General features: G+C 59.4%; 19 protein-coding genes. 13 read left to right on the top strand and 6 right to left on the bottom strand.

Annotation, left to right across the window (positions count from 1 at the left end; translation table 11 throughout):
* Positions 1–5: 5 nt before the first annotated feature.
* Positions 6–680 (top strand): DUF1007 family protein, encoded by a 675-nt coding sequence (locus ACR0BK_RS09890; protein WP_480554510.1) that lies wholly within the window; start codon positions 6–8, stop codon positions 678–680.
* On the top strand, positions 665–1,579 hold the full coding sequence (locus tag ACR0BK_RS09885; protein WP_480554508.1) for a nickel/cobalt transporter: 915 nt from the start codon (positions 665–667) through the stop codon (positions 1,577–1,579). Before ACR0BK_RS09890 ends, ACR0BK_RS09885 begins: the two co-directional genes overlap by 16 nt.
* A gap of 1 nt (position 1,580) precedes the next feature.
* On the opposite strand, the gene truA is transcribed toward ACR0BK_RS09885, so the two are convergent.
* On the bottom strand, positions 1,581–2,348 hold the full coding sequence (truA, locus tag ACR0BK_RS09880; RefSeq protein WP_480518784.1) for a tRNA pseudouridine(38-40) synthase TruA: 768 nt from the start codon (positions 2,346–2,348) through the stop codon (positions 1,581–1,583).
* Positions 2,349–2,455: 107 nt separating this feature from the next.
* Here truA and ACR0BK_RS09875 point away from each other — a divergent pair, with 107 nt between their 5' ends.
* The 8 genes from ACR0BK_RS09875 (at position 2,456) to ileS (ending at position 13,814) form a co-directional block, all read left to right on the top strand.
* Positions 2,456–3,871, top strand: coding sequence for a YcjX family GTP-binding protein (locus ACR0BK_RS09875; RefSeq protein ID WP_480554506.1), 1,416 nt, complete (start codon positions 2,456–2,458; stop codon positions 3,869–3,871).
* On the top strand, positions 3,868–4,323 hold the full coding sequence (locus ACR0BK_RS09870; protein ID WP_480554505.1) for a GNAT family N-acetyltransferase: 456 nt from the start codon (positions 3,868–3,870) through the stop codon (positions 4,321–4,323). The genes ACR0BK_RS09875 and ACR0BK_RS09870 overlap by 4 nt, the downstream gene beginning before the upstream one ends.
* Positions 4,316–5,305, top strand: a complete 990-nt coding sequence (locus ACR0BK_RS09865; protein ID WP_480554504.1) for a YcjF family protein — start codon at positions 4,316–4,318, stop codon at positions 5,303–5,305. Before ACR0BK_RS09870 ends, ACR0BK_RS09865 begins: the two co-directional genes overlap by 8 nt.
* Before the next feature lie 60 nt (positions 5,306–5,365).
* Positions 5,366–6,076: a VIT1/CCC1 transporter family protein gene (locus ACR0BK_RS09860; RefSeq protein ID WP_480494812.1), complete on the top strand. Its 711-nt coding sequence runs from the start codon at positions 5,366–5,368 to the stop codon at positions 6,074–6,076.
* 76 nt (positions 6,077–6,152) lie between these two features.
* Entirely contained in the window at positions 6,153–7,469 is a 1,317-nt protein-coding gene (locus tag ACR0BK_RS09855; protein ID WP_480554503.1) for an SDR family oxidoreductase, read from the top strand.
* Positions 7,469–7,948 (top strand): DUF2269 family protein, encoded by a 480-nt coding sequence (locus ACR0BK_RS09850; protein ID WP_480494907.1) that lies wholly within the window; start codon positions 7,469–7,471, stop codon positions 7,946–7,948. Before ACR0BK_RS09855 ends, ACR0BK_RS09850 begins: the two co-directional genes overlap by 1 nt.
* 80 nt (positions 7,949–8,028) lie before the next feature.
* Positions 8,029–10,737, top strand: a complete 2,709-nt coding sequence (locus ACR0BK_RS09845) for a DUF2339 domain-containing protein (RefSeq protein ID WP_480554502.1) — start codon at positions 8,029–8,031, stop codon at positions 10,735–10,737.
* A gap of 164 nt (positions 10,738–10,901) precedes the next feature.
* Positions 10,902–13,814, top strand: a complete 2,913-nt coding sequence (gene ileS, locus ACR0BK_RS09840; RefSeq protein WP_480554500.1) for an isoleucine--tRNA ligase — start codon at positions 10,902–10,904, stop codon at positions 13,812–13,814.
* Between the two features lie 42 nt (positions 13,815–13,856).
* Here the strand turns inward: ileS and ACR0BK_RS09835 are convergent, their stop codons facing one another.
* Positions 13,857–15,827, bottom strand: a complete 1,971-nt coding sequence (locus ACR0BK_RS09835; protein ID WP_480554499.1) for a hypothetical protein — start codon at positions 15,825–15,827, stop codon at positions 13,857–13,859.
* A gap of 133 nt (positions 15,828–15,960) precedes the next feature.
* Here ACR0BK_RS09835 and ACR0BK_RS09830 point away from each other — a divergent pair, with 133 nt between their 5' ends.
* Complete coding sequence (locus tag ACR0BK_RS09830) at positions 15,961–16,416, top strand: methylated-DNA--[protein]-cysteine S-methyltransferase (protein WP_480554498.1); 456 nt, start codon at positions 15,961–15,963, stop codon at positions 16,414–16,416.
* Positions 16,417–16,492: 76 nt separating this feature from the next.
* A complete protein-coding gene (locus ACR0BK_RS09825; protein ID WP_480554497.1) occupies positions 16,493–16,960 on the top strand; it encodes a hypothetical protein in 468 nt (155 codons plus the stop codon).
* Between the two features lie 22 nt (positions 16,961–16,982).
* Here ACR0BK_RS09825 and ACR0BK_RS09820 read toward each other — a convergent pair whose 3' ends face one another.
* From ACR0BK_RS09820 to fsa, 4 genes are all read right to left on the bottom strand, one after another.
* Positions 16,983–17,678: a CDP-alcohol phosphatidyltransferase family protein gene (locus ACR0BK_RS09820; protein WP_480518798.1), complete on the bottom strand. Its 696-nt coding sequence runs from the start codon at positions 17,676–17,678 to the stop codon at positions 16,983–16,985.
* A 69-nt stretch (positions 17,679–17,747) separates the two neighbouring features.
* Entirely contained in the window at positions 17,748–18,668 is a 921-nt protein-coding gene (locus ACR0BK_RS09815; RefSeq protein ID WP_480554495.1) for a tyrosine recombinase XerC, read from the bottom strand.
* Positions 18,665–19,372, bottom strand: a complete 708-nt coding sequence (locus ACR0BK_RS09810; protein ID WP_480554494.1) for a DUF484 family protein — start codon at positions 19,370–19,372, stop codon at positions 18,665–18,667. The genes ACR0BK_RS09815 and ACR0BK_RS09810 overlap by 4 nt, the downstream gene beginning before the upstream one ends.
* Positions 19,373–19,569: 197 nt before the next feature.
* Positions 19,570–20,223, bottom strand: a complete 654-nt coding sequence (gene fsa / locus ACR0BK_RS09805) for a fructose-6-phosphate aldolase (RefSeq protein WP_209505487.1) — start codon at positions 20,221–20,223, stop codon at positions 19,570–19,572.
* A gap of 88 nt (positions 20,224–20,311) precedes the next feature.
* Between fsa and ACR0BK_RS09800 the strand changes: the two genes are divergently transcribed.
* Positions 20,312–22,507: a primosomal protein N' gene (locus tag ACR0BK_RS09800; protein ID WP_480554493.1), complete on the top strand. Its 2,196-nt coding sequence runs from the start codon at positions 20,312–20,314 to the stop codon at positions 22,505–22,507.
* The last annotated feature ends 64 nt before the right edge of the window (positions 22,508–22,571 follow it).

The raw sequence follows: 22,571 nt of genomic DNA, 5'->3' as shown, positions 1-22,571 counted from the left end.
TCGCAGTGTCCCTTCAGACCTATCTTGCGCATATGCGCTGGCTGTTCACTGTCATGACCTGTTGCCTGCCGATCCCGGCCCTGTCGCACCCGCATGTCTTTATCGACACCGGGCTGGAATTCATCGTGGATGAGGCCGGTCACCTGACCCATATCCGGGTGACTTGGGCATATGACGAATTCCACTCTCTGCTTGTTCTGGAAGACATGAATTTGGATCAGGATGCTGACGGCATTTTGACGAAAAGCGAAGAAGAACGTCTGAGCGGGTTCGATATGCAATGGGTCGAGGGGTATAACGGCGACCTCGTGCTCACTAAAGACGGAGCGCTGGTTGCACTGTCCGGTCCATTAGAGCCCAGTGCGACAACGGAAGATGGGCGGGTCGTGACCACCCACATGCGCGCGGTCGAAGGCGACGCGATACTTGCCACAGGGCTTTCCGCCAAGGCATTTGATGAGTCCTTCTATACGGCCTACGAGATTACGCGCCCTGTAACCGTGACGGGCCCGGCTTTATGCCGGGTGGATCGTAACGATCCCGACATAGACGGGCAGCTTGCACAGATGCAGGCGTTTCTGTTGACACTGGACGCGGATTACGACCTGGAGGAAAACGATATTCCATTGGTTGGTGAGAACTTTGCGACTGAGATCCTCGTTTCATGTCCCGTTTCCTGATTGTTTCGGTCGCTCTGGCCTTCGGTTTGCTGCTTTGGTTCTGGGGCAGTGGTGGGTTTGACAGCCTGGCAAGTTGGGCAGCCGGAGAGCAGCGGGACTTTCAGAACCAGATCGCGCGGTCCTTGCGTGCCGCGCGTGCGGAACAGCCTCAGGCGGTGGCCACGCTTCTGACTGTCTGTTTCGCCTACGGGTTCTTTCATGCCGTGGGTCCGGGCCACGGGAAGGTTTTGATCGGGGGCTACGGTTTGGGTCGGCGTGTTGCCTTCTGGCGGTTGTCGGCGATTAGCGTATTGTCCAGTTTTGGACAGGCGGTGATGGCGGTTGTGCTGGTCTACGCGGGGGTGCTGGTCTTTCAGATGTCCCGCGAAAGCCTTGTTGGGACGACCGAACAGGTGATGGCTCCGATCAGCTACGGAGCCATTGCGTTGATTGGGCTTTGGTTGGTTGTACGGGCTGTGCGCAATTTCGCACGACAACGAAAAAAGCATGTCCCTAACGATCACACCCATCAGCACCATCATGATGACGGAGACTGCGCGGAGTGCGGTCATCGTCATGGTCCAACCGCGGACGAGGTTGCGAATGTCGGCACATTGCGCGAAGCCCTGATCCTGATCGCAGGCATAGCTGCACGGCCTTGTACCGGTGCCTTGTTTGTACTGATCCTGACGTGGCAAATGGGCATCGCCATGGTGGGGATCGCGGGTGCTTTTGCCATGGCGCTTGGCACGGCGACTGTGACTACGCTGGTCGGGTGGACGTCTTTTGGTCTGCGCGGCGGGCTGCTGGCTTCGGCTTCGGCCACGCGCTTTGCGTCGATTTTGGCACCCAGCATCGAACTGGTGGCAGGACTTACAATTGCGGTGATTGCAGGCGGGTTGCTTCTGCGCGCGGTTTAGATCAGTCGAACACCGGTTCCGGGTATCCGACCCGCGCCAGATAAAGCCCCTGCGGCGGACATACCGGCCCGCAGGCAGCGCGGTCGGTGGCTTCCAAAGCCTCACGCACGTTGTCCGGGGTCCACGCTCCCGCCCCGACACGTTCCAGAGTGCCAACGAAACTGCGCACCTGATTGTGCAGGAACGACCGGGCGCGCACGTGGAAATGAACCTCGGGGCCGGAAAAGCCCTCGACCCGTTCAACGCGCAGTTCATCAAGGGTTTTGACCGGGCTGGCCGCCTGACAGATGGAGGACCGAAAGGTGGTGAAATCATGCCGGCCCAGCAGCATGTTTGCCCCTTCCTGCATGGCGTCGACATCCAACTGGTGGCTAATCTGCCAGACCTGTCCCCGGTCGTGGGTTGCAGGCGCACGGCGCATCAGGATGCGGAACAGATATTGCCGTTCAACCGCTGAAAACCGCGCGTGCCAATCCTCGGCCACTGGGGCGGCCTTAACGATAGCCACTGGGAGAGGCTTGAGATGATAGTTCAGCGCCTCAGACAGGCGAAACGGGTCCCATTCCATTGCCATGTCGCAATGGGCAACCTGCCCCAGAGCGTGAACACCGGCGTCTGTGCGCCCTGCTGCGGCAATTGTGTGGCCGCCCGGCTGAATTCGGGAAAGCGCCTGTTCGATGGCACCTTGCACGGATGGTTGATCCTTTTGCCGCTGCCATCCGGCAAACGGCTCCCCCTGGTATTCAACTTTCAACGCATATCTGGGCATGTGCCGCTGGTACAGCGCAGCGCAGGATCGGGCAAGGGGGCGAAAGCGCTGGTATGTGCCGCGACCGCTACCTATCTTGGGTAAAAGGAAAATTGCGGGGCGGCGGATTGGTCATCTCTTCACTGGCAGACAGTCTTGCGCGTGGCGTCGAAAGTATCGGCGACAGCGTGTCCGAGACATTTTTCGAGCCGGTCATCCGTTTGGGTGTCACCGGGCTGGCACGATCCGGCAAAACAGTATTCATCACTTCGTTGGTTGCCAATCTGTTGGATCGGGGCCGTATGACCGGGCTTGTTGCGCAGCAGGAGGGGCGGATCAATGCCGCCTTTCTGCAACCCCAGCCGGATGACACTGTGCCCCGGTTCGATTATGAATCGCACCTGTCTGCCCTGACGGGACCGATACCGCACTGGCCAGACAGCACGCGTGCGGTGTCTGAATTGCGTTTGTCCTTCAAGGCCCGTCCCGCCGGGCTGCTTGCCGGGTTGCAAGGGCCGCGCACGGTCCATTTGGATATCGTCGATTACCCCGGCGAATGGCTGCTGGATCTGGCCTTGCTGGACAAATCTTACGCAGACTGGTCTCAGGAAACTCTGGCACGGATCGAGACCCGTGCGGAGGCTGCCGCGTATCTGGCGTTGGTCCAAAATACAGACCCGTCGGTAGGGCACGACGAACCTGCCGCACAAGCTCTGGCCGCGTCGTTCACCGCCTATCTCAACGCAGCGCGCGATGCCGGGTTTTACGACTGTACGCCGGGACGTTTCCTTCTGCCGGGCGATCTGGCGGGATCTCCGGTGCTGACCTTTGCACCGCTGGCAATCACTGGCTCGTCGCGGCGCAGGACCCTTCAGCGCGAGATGGAACGGCGGTTTGAAGCTTATAAATCTCAGGTCGTGAAACCGTTTTTTCGGGATCACTTCTCGCGGATTGATCGGCAGGTGGTTCTGGTTGACGCACTGGGCGCAATTCACAAGGGTCCTCAGGCCGTTGAAGATATGCGCCGCGCGATGGCCGATATCCTGTCGGCTTTTCGTCCGGGCCGGAACGCATGGCTGAGCCAGCTTTTGCTGGGCAAAAAGGTCGAACGCATCCTGTTTGCAGCGACAAAAGCGGACCACCTGCACCACACGCAACATCCCCGCCTGACCGCGATTATCGAGGCTTTGACGCGCGAGGCGCGCAATCGTGCGAATTTCGCCGGGGCCCGGACCGCGGCCCTGTCTCTGGCATCGCTGCGTGCAACGACCGAAGAGATTCGCAGCCACGACGGAACCGATCTGCCATGCGTGCGTGGTACTTTGTTGGACAGCGGCAAACAGGCCGCTTTCTATCCCGGAGACTTGCCCGAGGATCCGGCGCATCTGTTGGGTCCGGCGCGAAATGGAGCGGAGAGCTGGTTGAACGAAGACTATGGGTTCATGGCCTTTGCCCCGGCAAAACTAACCCTTAAACCCGGTGACGGCCCCCCTCATATCCGACTGGATCGTGCGGCGCAGTTTCTGATCGGAGACAGATTGTGATCGCGACACTGCGCCCCGCACGCACCACAGATGCCGGTACAATCGGTACGATCCTGCACGGCTTCGCCTTGGAAAACGACTGGATGCCCAAACTGCACAGCTGTGCTGAATCCATTGCCTTCTGCGGTCGGATGATTGATCAGGATTGGGTCACTGTGGCCGAGGCAGAGACAGGTGTGGTCGGGTTTCTGGCGCTGAATGGTGGTGAAATCCATTCACTTTATCTGGATGCGCAAGCTCGGGGGCAGGGGATTGGTCAGCAATTGTTGGGTCACGCGAAATCAAGCCAGCGGCGGCTGGGCTTATACGCGTTTCAGGATAATTCCCGTGCCTGTCGGTTCTATGAGCGAAACGGCTTTGCCGAGGTGGCGCGCAGCGATGGGGCAGAAAACGATGAAAACCTGCCGGACATAAGGTTTGTCTGGCACAGCAGGGATGCGACAAATGGCTAAAGGTCCGGTTCTGATCGATCTTGACGATGATGAACTCGCTGCTGATGTCGCGCAGGCAAAACCGGTGCCGGATATTGTGCCGCCTGAAGGGCAGGCGATGCAAAGCGCGGCCCGACTGGCGGCCCGCAAACCCTCGGCCCTTGCGCGCTGGTTCTGGGGGCTTGCGCTTTCGGTGGTCGGGGCGGCCATATCGGTGGCTGCCTGGGATTTTGCAACCTCTCTGGTGGAGCGGACGCCCGTATTGGGTTGGATCGTTGCCGGACTGTTGGCTGCATTGGTTCTGGTGGCGGTGATCATCGCGCTGCGCGAGCTCGCGGCTTTGGGGCGGTTGTCCCGTGTTGATGGGATGCGCCGTGCAGCGGATATTGCATTGGCTGATGAAGACCTGGCTCAGGCGCGTGCCGTCACACATCGCATCATAGCATTCTACAAAGGGCGCGAGGATACCCGCTGGGGTCGTGAGCGATTGTCCGAGCGTATGGGAGAACAGTTCGATGCCGAGGCGCTTATAGTCCTTGCCGAGGATGAGTTGTTGGCCCCGCTCGACGCCGCCGCCAGCCGTGAGGTTGAGGCCGCGGCACGGCAGGTTGCCACCGTGACCGCTCTGGTCCCTCTGGCACTGGCGGATGTTGTAACGGCACTGGCTGCGTCCCTGCGGATGATCCGTCGCATTGCGGAAATCTACGGGGGGCGGGCTGGCACGTTGGGAAGCTGGCGTCTGACGCGTGCCGTCTTTGTGCATCTGGTCGCAACTGGGGCGGTGGCCGTTGGTGACGATCTGCTGGAACCTGTTCTTGGCGGATCCGTTCTCAGCAAATTGTCCCGACGGTTCGGAGAAGGTCTGGTCAACGGTGCGCTCAGCGCCCGAGTGGGCGTGGCCGCGATGGAAGTCTGCCGCCCGTTACCATTCTCAAAACGCCACAAACCCTCCACGCGGGGCATCATCAAGCGAGCCTTGCAGGGTCTATTCTCCAAGGGTTGATCCAGAGCAAAGCGTCAGAACACTCCCTTCGGCACTCTGCCTGTGAAAAAGGAGCTAGCCATGACGGATCACGGTCACAGTCCGCAGGAAATCGCCGACCGGATCAATGCTCCGCCCGGGCGTGGCGTGTTGCGCGACGTTGTGTATGGCGGCATTGACGGTTCCGTCACTACGTTTGCCATTGTCGCCGGTGTCGCGGGGGCGGGTCTTTCCCCGTTTGTCATCGTGGCGCTTGGTCTGGCAAACGTTCTGGCGGACGGGTTTTCCATGGCCGCAGGTAACTATTCGGGCACGAAGGCCGAACTGGACAACATACGGCGCATTCGGGCGATCGAGGAACGCCACATCGCACTCTACCCCGACGGCGAGCGCGAGGAGGTCCGTGAAATTCTGTCACAAAAAGGGTTGTCAGGGGAAATTCTGAACGAAGCCACCGCCGCGATCACGTCGAGCCACGAACATTGGGTCAACCTGATGATCGAGGGTGAATATGGGCTGGGCAGTGTAGACCCGCATCCGATGAAAGCCGCGTTGGCCACGTTTTTCGCGTTCCTTGTGGCCGGGATGATCCCGCTGCTGCCGTTTTTAGCGTCGGTGGAGAACGCTTTTGAGATGTCGATCTGGATGACGTTGGGGGTTTTCTTTGCGATTGGAGCATTCAAAAGCCGGTGGTCGTTGGCGGCTTGGTGGCGATCAGGTATCGAAACGCTGTTGATCGGTGGTTCGGCGGCACTGATCGCGTATCTCGTCGGGTCTCTGTTCCATCCATAAATGTCGCAGCTCGGTAGTCGCGACTGGTCAAAGCTTCCCGGATAGGTAGAGTGGCGCAAAACGGGTGCAAAGGCTAATGGCAGATCACGAGCTTTCTGGAAAGAACGTTTTGGTTCTGGGTGCTTATGGCTTCATCGGCGCCGCCGTCACGCGGGCAGTGTCAGCCGCAGGTGCCACGGTTCAGGGCATGGGGCGCAATCCTGAGCAAGGGGCAAAGGTCCTGCCGGGGGTGTCGCTGAAACAGGGCGATTTGCGAGATCTGTTGCACAAGGAAGACTGGCAGGACCTGCTGGCCAACGTCGATGTCGTGGTGAATTGCGCGGGGGTTTTGCAGGATAACGCGCAGGACAACCTTGAAGCGGTGCACCATTCAGCAATCACAGCCCTTGCAGAGGCCTGCGCTAAAGGTGGCATCAGCGTTGTTCAGATCTCGGCAATCGGGGCAGAGCCGGACGCGAGCACGCATTTCCTGCGCAGCAAGGCGCGCGGAGATGCCGCTTTACGTTCATCGGGCGTAACACTTTGGATCCTGAAGCCGGGGCTAGTTATCGGGCAAACGGATTATGGGGGAACGGCGTTGCTGAGAATGCTGGCTGCCGTGCCTTTTGTTCAACCGCTGGCTTACCCCGATACACCCGTTCAATGCATCGGGATGCCCGACCTGTGTGACGTCGTGATTGCCGCCGTTGCCGGTCGCCTACCGCAGGGTAATTACGATCTGGTCGAGGATATCCCGCATAGTTTGTCGGACGTGGTGCGCTGCACGCGGCAGTGGCTCGGGTTTCCTGCCGCGCGCTTTCATTTGGTCCTGCGGCCTGTCCTGACAAAAGCCGTTGCGTCCATGGCGGACTGTCTGGCCCGGTTGGGTTGGCGGTCTCCGCTGCGCAGCACGGCGATGACGGTCATGGCGGATGGCGTGGTTGGCGACCCCGGCCACTATCGTGCAGCGGCCGGGCGCGGGATTGCCGCCTTGCCTGATGTCTACGCCAAGCTGCCTTGCGCGCGCGAGCATCGGTTGACCGCTCGGATGACGCTGTTGATGCCGCTGATCGTTGCAACACTCAGCCTGTTCTGGTTGCTGTCGGGCCTGTTTGGTTTGGCGGGTTTATCCACGGCTTCTGGCATGCTGGTCGAAGCAGGGTGGTCATCCGCCATGGCGGTGACCAGCGTTGTGTTCTGGTCCCTGATCGACATAGCGCTGGGTCTGGCCATCCTGTGGCGCCGATGGGCGGCGCGGGCCTGCGTGGCGCAGTTAACCGTGGCCGTGTTCTACCTGATCGCCGCTTCGATCACGATGCCGGACTTGTGGTTGGACCCGCTGGGGCCGCTGGTGAAAATCCTGCCCGCGATGATCCTGTCGCTTGTGGCGCTGCCCTTGTTTGAGAGCCGATGATGGACCCTGAACTGATTTTGCGATGGCTGCACGTCATCGGTGCATGTGTGCTGCTGGGAACTGGGGCAGGGATCGCCTTTTTCATGCTGATCGCGCACCGGACAAACGACCCGCGCGTCATCGCCCATACGGCGGGTACGGTGGTTCTGGGTGACCTTCTGTTCACCACGACCGCTGTCATCCTGCAACCGGTGACCGGAGCGCTGCTTGCCTGGCAGATCGGGTGGTCTTTGGGTGAAGGATGGATTGTGTTGTCTCTGGTACTTTATGTTTTGACGGGCCTGTTCTGGTTGCCGGTGGTTTGGGTCCAAATCCGGTTGCGGGACCACGCGCGAACGGCGGCAGAGCAGGGAACGCAACTGCCACCGGAGTATTACCGCTTGTTTCGGTTCTGGTTCGCCTGCGGGGTTCCGGCGTTTCTGGCGGTTTTGACCATCCTTTGGCTGATGATCGCCCGCCCGGCGATTTCTGTGCTTTAGACTTTCTCACGGCTTTCCTGACTGTTGCTGACCGACAGCACAAGATAGCTTGGCCGAAATTACGGATCGGAGCGACTCGGTTGGAAACGCTGCTTGTTCTTATTGGCCTGGTTGTTCTGGCCATCCCGGTGACATTGATTGCCCTTCTGGTCGGGCATTCCCGATTGCGTCGCCGGGTCGAACAACTGGAAGCGCAGATCAATGCGTTGGTGTCGCGTGATGCACCGGCATCGCTGCAACCGGAACAAGATGCACCTTCACCGCAACCTGTGGCAGAGGAACAGGTTCAAAGCCCAGGGCCGTGGGCCGCGCCAAAGCGACAGGAAGACGAAAGCGCCGAAGATGTAGACACCGACGCCGCTACGCCTGCAATTGTATTTCGCCATGACCGGTTTGCCGCGCTGGGCGCGTGGCTGCGTGAGAACTGGTTTTACGCTGTCTCGGCCCTGTCGCTGGCATTGGCCGGTATTTTCCTCGTGCAATATGGCGTTGAGAACGGATTGTTACCTCCGGTGGCCCGCGTTTTCGCCGCGCTTGGTTTTGGTTCGGCTTTGATTGTCGGGGGCGAGGTTCTGCGCCGCAGGTTCGGGGATGACGAAGCGGTGGCCACTGCCTATTTGCCATCGGTCTTTTCCGGGGCCGGTCTTGTCACCTTGTTCGGGGCTATCCTGTCTGCGCGGCAGCTCTATGGCCTGATCGGGGCCGAGACAGCTTTGGCAGGTATGATTGTCATCGCGCTTGTTGGTCTTGTTCTGGGGTGGTTCCACGGCCCGCTGCTGGCTGCGGTTGGACTGATCGGAGCCTATGCCGCACCCTTTTTGGTTGGGGGCGCATCTGACGATCCTTCGTGGCTCTATGCCTATTTTCTTTTGGTAGCCGTTTTGGGGCTGGGTATCGACACGGTGCGGCGCTGGGCATGGATTTCTGTTCTGACGTTGGTCGGCGTTTATGCGGCAAACCTGCTTTTGATAAGTGGCGCACCGAATACGGAACCGGGGTATCTGGTTGCGACAACAGTGCTGGCGCTTCTGGCAACGGCCATTCCGGTGCGGCGCGTTTGGCCGAATCATGCAGGGCGCATGATGTCTCAGGTGATCAGCACCCCCGGAACCCGCCCGTGGCCCGAGTTTCCAACTCGGCTCGCAGCCGGAGCGATTGCGGCCAGCACTGCAATCCTGTCCTGGCATTGGGCAGACTCAGCAGCTGAATTCTGGCTGGGTGTCTGCCTGCTGTCCGCCCTGCTTCTGGCGCTGCTTTTGTGGGCCAAGGATGCGCCAGCCCTTCAGGATCTGACCGTGCTACCTGCGACGGGCCTTGTGGTTTTTGTTGCCTCTCACGGGCTGGAATACGGCGCGGTTCTGCGCAGCTTCGCCGACACCTATGCCGAGACGCCCGAGGCCGACTTTCCGATGGTGGCCACCGTGCTGGTTGCTTTGGGCGCACTCATGTCAATTTTGATGGCGTGGCGGTCATTCCGGGCAAACCAGTTTCGCGCAATCTGGGCCGGGGGGGCTGTGATTTTTGCACCGGCGCTGGCCATCGCTTTGGAATTGGGCTGGCATCCAGCCACGGTTATCGGTGCGTACGTCTGGGCCCTACACGCGATTGTCCTGGCAGTTCTGATGGTGTTTCTGGCCGGGCGTTTTGGTCGCGCCGACGGCCAGGTCAGGATGCGGGCTGCTCTGGCCACGTTGTCGGCGCTGTCCTGTCTGGTCTTTGCCTGCGTCATCGTGCTCAGCTCGGCCGCGCTGACGATTGCGCTGGTGGCCAGCGTCGTCGCAGCAGCAGCGTTGGATCGCAGATTCACCTTGCCGCAGATGAGTTGGTTTATCTGGGCCGGTGTCTTCGCCGTCACCGTGCGCTTGGTGCTTGACCCGGGTCTGGACTGGGCCAACGCGGCCCCGGTGTCCGAAATGGTGATGGTTTATGGCACGGCCACATTGGGTTTCGTGGCTGGCTGGTGGCTGTTGCGTCCCTTGCTGCGGCCGGTTGCAGCACTGCTGCTGGAAAGCGCGGCATGGGCGACGGGCGGCATTCTGCTGTCCCTGTTGCTACTGCGGTGGCTTGAAGGTTTCGGTGAAGGCGGGGCCGACAACAGCCATTGGGGTCTGGGCCTGCTGGCGGTCATCTGGCTGCTGCTGGCCTTTGCTCAGGTTCAGAGGTTTGGGCTGGGCGGCAAGCTGAATTATGCCCGGTACGCGTTGGCGGCGTTCTTTGCCGGTCATGGCTTGTTCCGTCTGACCTTGGCGTTGACCGAACAAAACCCGTTGTTGAACCCCAACGCCGACCCGGTGCTTGGCCCACCGTTTCTGAACACCCTTGTCCTTGCTTATCTGGTGCCTGCACTGACCATTGGATTCTCGGCCTGGCGGATCAGGGACATGCCAAAGCAGATCAGGCTGGCAAGCTACGCCATTGCGGGCGCGTTGATTGCCGTGTGGTTTGGGTTGACCATCCGCCATGTCTGGCAGGGAGCAGCAGGCATGTTTGAAGGCAACGGCGTCACGCAGCCCGAGCTTTATACATATACCCTTGTTCTGCTGCTGGTCGGGGCGGTGCTGTTCTACCAATCTCTGACACGTGGTTCGGATGCGATGCGCAAGGCGGGGCTGGTGGTGATTGGGCTGGCGGTGGCCAAGGTCTTCCTGATCGATATTGCCGGTCTGGGTGGGCTGATCCGGGTGTTTTCACTGCTGGCGCTGGGGCTTGGGCTCGCTGGTCTGGCATGGCTGAATCGCTGGGCCAAGCTGCGCCATTCGCCGCATGGGCCGGAACCTCTGGACCATTGAAGGCAGGCGTCTTATAAGCGCGGCCATGTATGACCGGACGGCCATCATTATTCGAATTATATCCCCGGCGCTCTGACCCTCTGAGACGCCGGGCAAAGGTGTTTGAGAACTCGCACCGACCGCTTCGATCCAAGTACGACCTGATCATCCAAAGGACGCTCAAAATGTGCGCCGACACGATTCAAACGCCTGACTATAAAGAAACGCTGAACCTACCAAAAACCGATTTTCCCATGCGCGCGGGCCTGCCTGCACGCGAACCCGCATGGTTGGAGCGGTGGGAGACCATCGGTGTCTATGACCGCTTGCGCGAGAAAACGGGCCGCAAACCCTTTACTCTGCACGACGGCCCCCCCTATGCGAACGGCCACCTGCATATCGGCCACGCACTGAACAAGACGATCAAGGACATGATCGTGCGCTCCCATCAGATGATGGGCTTCGACGCGCGTTACGTGCCCGGTTGGGACTGCCACGGCCTGCCGATCGAATGGAAGATCGAAGAACAGTACCGCAAGAAGGGCAAGAACAAGGACGAGGTGAACATCATCGACTTCCGTCAGGAATGCCGCAAGTTCGCCGAAGGCTGGATCGACATCCAGCGGGAAGAGTTCAAACGTCTGGGCGTCACCGGCAACTGGCCTGATCCCTACATCACCATGGACTTCCATGCCGAGGCCGTGATTGCTGACGAATTCATGAAATTCCTGATGAACGGCACGCTGTATCAGGGCTCGAAACCCGTGATGTGGTCGCCCATCGAGAAGACAGCGCTGGCCGAAGCCGAGGTCGAGTATCATGACAAGGAAAGCTTTACCATCTGGGTGAAGTTCAAGGTCGTGAACGCGGGTAATCTGGATGATGCATTCGTCGTGATCTGGACGACGACACCTTGGACCATGCCGTCGAACAAGGCAGTCGTGTATGGCAAAGACATCTCTTACGGTCTGTACGAAGTCACCGGCGCGCCTGAGGAATGCTGGGCTAATGTGGGTGACAGGTTCCTGCTGGCTGACAATCTGGCCGCAGATGTGTTGGGTCGTGCCCGTTTGAACGACGATCAGTGGACCCGCGTACGTGATGTCGCCACTGACGAGCTTGAAGGTCTGCAACTGACCCACCCGCTGGCCGGTGCCGAAGGTGGCAATGGCGAATGGGACGATATCCGCGACTTCCGCGCTGCCGACTTTGTAACCGACACCGAAGGAACAGGCTTCGTTCACTGCGCGCCCTCGCACGGGATGGAGGAATTCGAACTCTATCGCGATCTGGGCATGTTGGAGCAGGTTATCACCTACAATGTGATGGATGATGGTTCGTTCCGTGCCGATCTGCCGTTCTTTGGTGGCAAGTTCATCCTGTCGCGCAAGGGCGGTGAGGGTGACGCGAACAAAGCCGTCATCGACAAGCTGGCCGAGGTCGGCGGGTTGCTGGCGCGTGGCAAGATCAAGCACAGCTATCCGCATTCGTGGCGCTCGAAAGCGCCGATCATCTATCGCAACACGCCGCAGTGGTTTGCATCCGTTGACCGCAAGCTGGATGACGGCATGGGTGAGATGGGGGACACCATCCGCGAACGTGCGCTGCGCTCAATCGACGAACTGGTCAAGTGGACGCCGCAGACCGGCCGTAACCGCCTCTATTCGATGATCGAAGCGCGCCCGGACTGGGTTCTCTCGCGCCAACGCGCGTGGGGCGTACCGCTGACCTGCTTCACCAAGAAAGGTGCCTTGCCCACCGATGCGGATTACCTGCTGCGCAACGCAGACCTCAACGCGCGTATCAAGGCGGCGTTCGAGAAAGACGGCGCGGATATCTGGTACACCGACGGGTTCAAAGAGAAAATCCTAGACGGCATCGCCAACCCCGATGACTACGATCAGGTGTTTGACGTGCTGGATGTGTGGTTCGACTCGGGCTCGACCCACGCCTTTGTTCTGCGCGACCGCGAAGATGGGACCGAGGACGGTATCGCCGACGTCTACATGGAAGGCACCGACCAGCACCGTGGTTGGTTCCATTCATCCATGTTGCAGGCCTGCGGCACCAAAGGCCGCGCGCCTTATCGCAACGTCGTGACCCATGGTTTCACGCTGGATGCCAAGGGCAACAAGATGTCCAAGTCGCTGGGAAACACCATCGTACCGGAAGAGGTCGTCAAGCAGTACGGCGCCGATATCCTGCGCCTTTGGGTGGCACAGACCGACTACACGGCCGACCAGCGGATCGGGCCAGAGATCCTGAAAGGCACCGCCGACAGCTATCGCCGTCTGCGCAACACTATGCGGTTTATGCTGGGCTCGCTGGCGGATTTCACCGAGGCCGACCGCGTTGCGATTGAAGACATGCCGCGTCTGGAACGCTGGGTGCTCAGCCGGCTGGCCGATCTGGATGAGCAGGTTCGCAAGGGCTATGCGTCTTTCGATTTCCAGGGCGTATTCAGCGCGGTCTTTACCTTTGCCACGGTTGACCTGTCGTCCTTCTACTTCGACGTTCGCAAGGATGCACTTTATTGTGACGGCGACACGCCGCGCCGTCGTGCCGCGCGGACGGTCTTGGATATCCTGTTCCATCGCCTGACCACGTGGCTTGCACCGGTTCTGGTTTTCACCATGGAAGAGGTCTGGTTGGAGCGCTTTCCGGGCGAAGATAGCTCGGTCCATTTGGTCGACTTCCCGGAAACGCCTGCGGATTGGCGTTTTGCCGAACTGGAAGAGGCTGTTGCCAAAGTGCGCCGTGTACGCCGTGCAGTGACGGCCGCGCTTGAGATCCAGCGTCAGGACAAGGTGATCGGCTCCAGCCTCGAAGCAGCTCCGATTGTGCATGTTGAGGACAGTGAAACCCTTGATCTGCTGGTGACCTTTGACGTGGACGATCTGTGCATCACGTCAGGCCTGACTGTGACCGGCGACCCGGCCCCGGCCGAAGCGTTCCGCGTACCCGAAATCGAAGGCGTTGCCGTCGTGTTCGAGAAGGCCGAAGGCGAGAAGTGTCAGCGCTGTTGGAAAATCCTTCCTGACGTGGGCCGCCACGCCCACGCCGGAGTTTGCCGACGCTGCGATGAAGCGCTAAGCTGATGGAAACCGCCCTCTCGATCTTCCGAGGGGGCGTTTTTCGTTTCACGTCTGCACGGACTGCGGTGTCGGATTAAACAGGTCAAAGCCAATGGCTGGGTCCTTCAGGGCCTTCCAGACCTGATAATCCGTGAAATATCCAGTGTGCCCACCAGGATCGACCGGGATGTTGCGATTTACGGATATCAGCCCGCCTTCAATCTCGGTCCCTACAAAGTCATCCTGCCGGAAGATGTTGAACCATGCGGCGTTCAGGTTTTTGGGAACAACTGTGAACATCTCCGGCAAATAGCGCTGATAGATATGGGTCACAGGACAGCCCATCGTGATCAGCGTCAGGGTGCGCCCGTCAATCAGCTTTTGCACGCGTGGATCAGCCAGCATCTGTGTAGCAATCACGGTGCCTTGTGAATGTGAGATCACCGTGATGTGGTCCGCGGCAAAGATATCCACCACGTAATGCAGCGCACGGTAAAACCGTTCATCAATCGCCTTGCGATCCGGATAATTGCGCAGCCTGGTTTTAAGGTCCGCTTTCAGAAAGCACTTTTCGCGAATGGCATAGGTGACGATGTCTCTTGCCACGCCCAGCCCTGCCGCGACAAAATCGGAAAAGCGGTACATCAATGCTGTTGCACCCAGGACGATCAGGCCAATCTCGCCCTGTTTGCTTGCCAGCTTGTTCAAAACCAGGCCAATCACGTTGCAATTGTCCGTTCCGATCTGGCACAGGGGATCGACGTGCTGGCTCATCGCGATCTCTCGGATTGCGACCAGGGCCAGCGTGATTGCACCGAACAAAAAGACCCATTGTGCAAAACGATTGAGGATGGCGCGGCTGATCAGCCCGTCGCGGACATGCAGGTTTGCCTTCAGCCTTCTGCGACCGGCAAACAGGCCAACACCGACAAACACAAGAAGGACAATTGCCGCAAAGGCAACGCTGAGCGTTTCGATGGAGTCACTGAGGAAATTGTCAAACAGACCGGTCAGTTTTCCATCCGAAAGCCCCGGAACCGTGTCGAGCATTTCCCGCAGCATAAGCCACAACCCGGATATAAAGAACATCCAGAACACCAACATCCCAGCACATACGCTGGGATACAGCCGTCTGTGTTCTTTCAGATTGTCTGCCTGAACCTTTTCATCAAGCCTGGTCGCAGAAAGCACGTACAAAATGATTGTCATGAAGATCAGTGAAGCCCAAAAAAACGCCAGCAGGTAGACCTGAAAAGCCACAAACTGCTCCAGCGCCGAAGGGCAGGCTGGGCTGCCCGGCAAGGGTGTGCAGGCCCGGATTTCCAGACCAAGCGGACCTATGATCAAGCAGATCAGCAGCAAGAACCCCATCCCGAAAATGCCGCGCCAGAATACGCGCCTCAGATAGGTCGGGGCTTTAAAGCTGCGCCTTAGTCCGTATGCGGCCCCTCCGGCGTAAAGCGTGAACAAGAGCCAGAACAGCAGGATCGTGCTTTGAAAGAAGATCCCGGGAACGCGATCGACCATCACGGCGAGCGCTCCGATCAGAAGGTAGGCATTCAGGGTCGCGACTGCACCGAAGAAAACCCAGGTAAAAAGGTGAACCAGCCGCGCGGCCAAAGTGTTCCTGCCGTTGGCTTGGTCCGAGGCCACATCCGTGCGGCTATGCGTTTGTTCGGCATTGTCCATCGCCAGATAACCCAGTGCGAGAACAACCCAGATCAGGTCCAACGCTGTCTTAATGACACCTTTCGGGGCGGGTGAGCGATCTGCCCAGAAAACTTCGGCAAACATGGCCTCGTCCTGCGGTGCTGACGGTTTCGTCACCTTGCGCAGGTTGACCGGGAACAATGTCGCGCTTCGGGGGGTGCCGTCGAAGGTTGTCTCGGCCAGCTCGATCATCCCGCGCTGAACCTCAATCGGCGGTTCGGGATAGCCATCCAGCCAGGTTGTCGCGGCCCCGACGACCTGATCGACGGTCTCACCGGGTATTTGTTCGCCAATTCCATGAACCGTCAGGATCAAATGACGACCCATCTCATGCTCCAAAACTCTTTTTTACAATGCAAGTAGGCTAACATGATTACCGCAATTCACAAAATCCGCGCGTCGCGCAGCCCCCATGGCTTCGCCACTTGAACTTGGAGGATTGATCTGAAACCGTCATCCCATGGCGATGATTGCAGTTGAAACTCAGTTCGGAAGACTCGGGATCGAGGAAACCGATGGTGCCCTCACGCGGCTGGTCTGGGACGGCGAGGACGAGGGCGAACCAACAGCTCTGCTGCGCGAGGCGGCGGCGCAGTTGATGGCCTATGACGCTGGTCGGTTTGACCGCTTCGATCTGCCCTACCGTATTTATGGATCGCAGTTTCAAAGGCAGGTCTGTGATCTCATATATGCCATTCCCCTTGGGGAAACGCGCACCTACGGGGATATCGCCAAGGCGTTGGGGCAACCGGCGCAACCGGTCGGTCAGGCCTGCGGGGCAAACCCGATCCCCGTTATTATTCCCTGCCACCGAGTGCTGGCCGCCAATGGGCTGGGCGGGTTTTCCGGGTGCGGCGGGATCGAGACAAAGGTTGCACTGCTGCGGCATGAACGGGCGGCGGGTCTTTTGATCTAAGCCTCGAAATTCGGTTGCAATCCGGTCCGGGGAAGCACAACTTATGTCTGTTGCTGAATTTGAAGGATCGCATTGAATGAGCACTGAAAATGATCGCGCAGTCCAGAAGAAGGCCATTATCGACCGGTTGATGTCGCTTGAGGCGGAGGAGCTTGCAACGGCGCAGGCCCATTACGATGCGTTTCTGAAGGATGCCCAACTGGACGACCGGGAAGGCCACGACAAGGATGACATAGCCGCATCGCGCGAAAATGCCGATCTGGCGGCTGCGTTTGACGCGCCTGTCCATGCGCATCATGCCAAGATCGATGTGATCGAGAATACCGATTTTGGTGTGACCGATACAGTCAGGCCGGGATCGGTGATCAGGTTCAACAACCGCAGCTTTGTCGTCTGTGTTTCGACGACCCGGTTTGAGGTGGGTGGAGATACATATATGGGGATTTCGACGCAAAGCCCGATCTATCTGGCCATGGCCGGTCTGCGAGCGGGTGACGTCTTTACCCATAACGGTACTGAATTTGAGGTTCAGGACGTTCTTTAAACGCGGTCCGGCAGCGCTCGTGTCAGGTACGGCGCTGCGGAATGACCTGTTGTGCGATACCCGCAAATGTCAGGTACAGGCTGGCGATGACCAGACCCCAGTGTGCCCAGCTTTCGGGATGAAAATCGACCCATGCGGCCCAGCCCGCAAAGAACGTCCACGCAAGGGCGACCGGCAAGGTCACACTGCGCCAGCGTTCGGTGCGCACGGGGTGAACGAACTTCAAAGGTAGAAACATCGCAAGCGACAGCAGTGTGACCAGCAGCAGGATGATCCAGAAATTGGGTTCAAGCGCGAAGATCACGACAACGAACATGTTCCAGCATCCGGGAAAGCCGGAAAAGGAATTGTCCTTGGTTTTCATGCGAGTGTCCGCGAAATACATCGCGCTGGCGAAGGTGATGACAATGATTGCGAACCAGCCGGTCCACCCATCCATCAATCCGGATTTGAACAGCGCAAAGGCTGGAATGAACACATAGGTCAGATAATCGATGATCAGATCCAGCAAGACGCCGTCAAACTCGGGCGCGTTCTTTTTGACGTGATAGTGCCGCGCCAGCGGACCGTCGATGCCATCAACAACGAAAGATACAACCAGCCAAAGGTACATTAGGCTCCATTTCTCTTCCACGGCGGCCAGCATGGCCAGCATTGCGAAAACAGCACCTGTGGCAGTGAAGAGATGTACGGCAAGAGCTTTGAATCTGAGTGTCATGTTAGGGTCATGACCGATGCACGCCAGAGATGCAAACCAAAAGCCCGAGGTTTCTGTTCGATGTATCGGTCACGCCTTGGGGTGCGCGCGGTTGTAGACCTCCATCAACCGAGCGGTATCCACTGCGGTATAGGTCTGTGTGGTTGACAATGAGGCGTGCCCCAACAGTTCCTGTATGGCCCGCAGATCTCCTCCGGCGGACAGCAGATGGGTGGCAAAGCTGTGCCGCATGGCATGAGGTGTGGCGGTTGATGGCAGCCCCAATTGCATCCGTGCCTTAGCCATGACGCCCTGAATTGCGCGCGGGTTCAGAGGGCCGCCACGGACGCCCCGGAACAGGGCTGCGTCCTTCGCTTGCTGGTGGGGGCAAAGCTGAAGATACCGGTCAACCGCATCTCGGGCGGCTGGAAGAACCGGAACGATCCGTTCCTTGTCGCCCTTCCCGACAATGCGCAATGTCTCGGGCAAGGGCGCGTCTGCACCGGTCAGAGACAAGGCCTCGGATATCCGCAGGCCGCATCCATAGAGCAGCGTGACAACCGCAACATCACGGGCCGCGACCCAGTCGGACACAGATTGCAGCTCGACCGTGTCAATCATGGCGCGCGCGGCGTCTTCGGCCAGAGGGCGGGGCAGTTTCTTGGTGAATTTGGGCGCGCGGGTCGACAGAACGGCGGTGGGTTCAAATCCCTCTCGCTCGGCCAGCCAACGATAGAAGCTTTTGACGGCGGACAGTTTGCGCGCAAGGGATCGCGCGCCGATATCCCCGCTGCGCTGATCTGCCATCCAGGCGCGCATGTCCGAGACGGTGATCCGTTCCAGCGCCTTCAGCCCCTGCCGTTCCCCGTGATGAAGGGACATGAAAGACAGAAACTCGGTGACATCGCCGCGATAGGCGGTTTGCGTGTTTTGCGACCGCCCCGACAGCGCGCCCAGAGTGTCCAGCCAGTGCTGGAGCGCGTCGCGGCAAGCGGGTGAGATCAGGTTCACGACAGCCAGTGGCGCATCGAGCGTTCGAATACGCCGGAAAAGAAGGTGAGAAGATCGGTGCCGAGTTGCGGTGTGAAATGCCGCGAATCACGGGCCCCCATGACGATCATGCCCGGCAGGCGACCCGGACCGAGGTCCAGCTTCAGGCAGGCTTCCGAGCGCAACTGATCCGCCAGTGCGCCGAAAACACGTCGGTTCGGCTGATGAGTTTCGCGCAAGGTCACGTCGCGGACAGGGCCGCCGCGACCATTGGTCAGGTATTGGTTGATGAAGCCGGGCTCTGCGATCGTCAGAACGCCTCCAAGCCTGTCGACGGCAGGATCGTTCTGAACCACGGTGGTTTCCAGAACCAGCGTGATATGGTCAACCCGCAGGATATTTGCGACATCGGCGCCAAGGGCACGCAGGAAATCCTCGAATTCGACGGGTTCCAGCAAGCGCAAAATCGCGCGGTGTACCTGATTGGTGCCTGCAAGGTTTTCATAGGCCGCAGCGATGACCGAGCGGTGGGTATCTTCCAACCGGTCCAGCCGCGCCTCGAGCCGCTGCATGGCAATGCCGCGCAGATCGATCACATTATCACCCCGGGCGCGTTCGTTCGCGGCCACAAGGGCTTGCATCAGGTCCTTGTCGTCCAGAACGACGTCGGGCTCGGCCAGAATTGCCGCGCGGAGATTATCCTCGAGTTTGGGATTGCTGCTCATGTCCTGTCCGGTCTTTTTTTGTTGGGCGGCTTATAGCATGCCGAACCGGATTTGCCTTGGGAAAAATGCACGCAAGAGTGGATTTCCCCGGATGCTGTGGCGGATAGGCTCCCGCCTGCCACGCCTGATCGCAGATCAGGCTTTGGGCCGTTGGGCCGGGCACGGCGCCTGATAGCGCCGCGCGGTTGCACACCAGATCAGAGGATTTTCTGACCGGTTTTGGCCCAGTCTGCCAGAAATGTTTCCAGACCTTTGTCAGTCAGCGGGTGATCGGCCAGTTTCTTGATCACGGCTGGCGGCGCGGTGATGACGTCGGCACCAATGCGGGCACTTTCAGTAACGTGGTTCACGGTGCGGATTGAAGCGGCCAGAATTTCGGTTTCGAATCCGTAATTGTCATAGACCTGACGGATGTCGGCGATCAGATCCATGCCATCCAGGTTGATATCGTCCAGACGACCGATGAAGGGCGAGATGAAGGTCGCACCCGCTTTTGCAGCCAGAATCGCCTGATTGGTCGAAAAGCACAGGGTGACGTTGACCATCTGTCCTTCATCGCTGAGCGTCTTGCAGGTTTTCAGACCGGCCCATGTCAGCGGAACCTTCACTGCGATATTCGGGGCAATCTTGGCCAGCTTGCGGCCTTCGGCGATCATGTCGTCAGCTTCGGTCGCGACAACCTCGGCGGAAACGGGACCGTCGACCAGATCGCAGATCTCTTTGGTCACTTCCAGAATGTCGCGGCCCGATTTCAGGATCAGCGAGGGGTTGGTGGTCACGCCGTCCACCATGCCCAGATCGTTCAGTTCAGCGATGGCGTCAATCTCTGCAGTGTCTACGAAGAATTTCATGAGGGCAGTCCTTTGATGGGTTGGCCTTGGTCGCGGATGGCTTTACCTCAAAGAGAGCCATGCTGGAACCCCCTGCAAAGGATATGCTGTGAGCGCTAACGGATTTTTCGACGAGGGAGAGCTGATTGCGGTGCTGACAACGCAACCGCTTGACCGGACGTTGGATTACAAAGCGCCCGAAGGAGGGTGCTTTCTGGGTGCGTTTGTCGAGGTGCCACTTGGTCCGCGCAAGGTGTTGGGCGTGGTCTGGGGGCCGGGGCAGGGCGGTTTCGATCTGAACAAGGCGCGATCGGTGATCCGTGTGCTGGAAGTTGCACCGATGCGCGAGGAAATGCGGGCATTCCTCGGCAAGGTTGCCGACTATACTCTGACACCGATGCCCGCGATGCTGCGGCTGGCGACCCGCGCGCCGGGGCTGGGCGACCCGCCGTCCATGCGCAAGATCTATCGTTTGGGAGCCACCCTGCCAGACCGGATGACCGACGCCAGAACCCGTGTACTTGACGTGTTGCGCGACTATGGCGGGTTGGCATTCACGTTAAAGGAACTGGCGGAACAGGCAGGGGTAACTTCGTCCGTTGTCAAAGGCTTGGTCAAGCAAGGCGCGGTTCGTGAAGAAGACAGCCCGCGCGACCTGCCGTATCCGCATCTTGATCCCGATTTACCGGGAAAGGACCTGACCGAAGATCAGGCAAGTGCGGTTGCGCAGCTTCGCGCCGGGCAACGGGCGGGGAATTACGGCACGACGCTGCTGAAAGGCGTGACGGGTTCCGGCAAGACCGAAGTCTATCTGGAGGCCGTGGCCGAAGCGCTGCGCATGGGGCGGCAGGCGCTTGTCCTTTTGCCTGAAATTGCGCTGACCGCAGAATTCCTGACACGGGTTGAAGCGCGGTTTGGCGCGCGCCCTGCCGAGTGGCATTCGGGCGCGACCATGACTGAACGCAGGCGGGTCTGGCGGATGGTCGGGCAGGGGGAAGCTCAACTGGTTGTTGGCGCGCGGTCAGCCCTGTTTCTGCCATTTCGCGATCTGGGGCTGGTCGTGGTGGATGAGGAACACGACACCTCGTACAAGCAGGAAGACGGGGTGCATTACAGCGCGCGTGACATGGCGGTCTTGCGGTCGGCCATCTGCGGCGCGCGGGTGATTCTGGCCAGCGCAACCCCATCGCTGGAAAGCTGGGCAAATGCTGAGACAGGTAAATATGATCGGATCGACCTGACTTCGCGTTTCGGGGCGGCAGTGTTGCCCGAGATGAAGCCCATCGACATGCGGGCCGAACAGATGCAGGCCGGAACGTGGATATCTCCGACTTTGCGGCAAGCGGTGCAGCAGCGGATCGAGAAAGGCGAGCAGTCGCTTTTGTTCATCAATCGTCGGGGATATGCTCCTGTAACCCTGTGCCGCGCCTGCGGGGAACAGATCGCTTGTGACCATTGCGACGCGCGCATGGTCGAACACAGATTCCTGAAGCGCCTGATGTGCCACCAATGCGGCGAGACCAAGCCGATGCCCGAGATCTGTCCTTCCTGCGGGGTCGAGGGCAAGCTGGCTCCGGTGGGGCCGGGCATTGAGCGTTTGGCCGAAGAGGCCGAGGTGACCTTCCCCGAGGCCAAAATTGCCATGCTAAGTTCTGATCTTTTCGGCTCAGCCCGCGCACTAAAGGCCAAGATCGAAGAGATTGCGGCCGGGGATGCCGATATCGTTGTCGGAACGCAGCTGGTGGCCAAGGGGCACAACTTTCCCAAGCTGACATTGGTGGGGGTGATCGACGCGGATCTAAGTCTGCATGGCGCAGACCTGAGGGCTGCCGAGCGAACATTTCAGTTGATGCGGCAGGTTGCGGGGCGTGCCGGTCGGGCTGAAAAACCGGGGCAGGCGCTGTTACAGACTTTTCAGCCGGAACATCCGGTGATCCGGGCGATTCTGTCGGGGGACGAAGAGGGCTTTTGGAAGGCCGAGGCCGCCGGTCGGCAAGCGGCCGGTGTGCCACCCTATGGACGTATGGCAGGGATTGTTCTGTCAGGGCCAGAGGTCGGCCCGGTCTTTGACATCGGCAATGCCATGGCGCGCAACGACGGTCCATTGCGCCAGATCGGTGCACAGGTGTTTGGCCCCGCCCCGGCGCCGATTGCCCGTATTCGCGGACGTCACCGTGTCCGCCTGTTGGTCAAGGCACCCAAGGGCGCACCAATCCAGGATGCTATCGCCCGTTGGATTGCCCCGTTACGCCTGAAAGGCGATATCCGCCTGACCGTCGATATCGATCCACAAAGCTTTTACTGACGGTGACGTCTGCATTAACGCAGGGCCATTGTGCGCCGGTCGCTTCCCCCTCGCCAAAGTTGGG

It is taken from the genome of Ruegeria sp. AF1 (assembly GCF_056542125.1).
The sequence above is the reverse complement of the archived record's forward strand: the minus strand, read 5'-3'. Positions and strand labels throughout refer to the sequence as shown.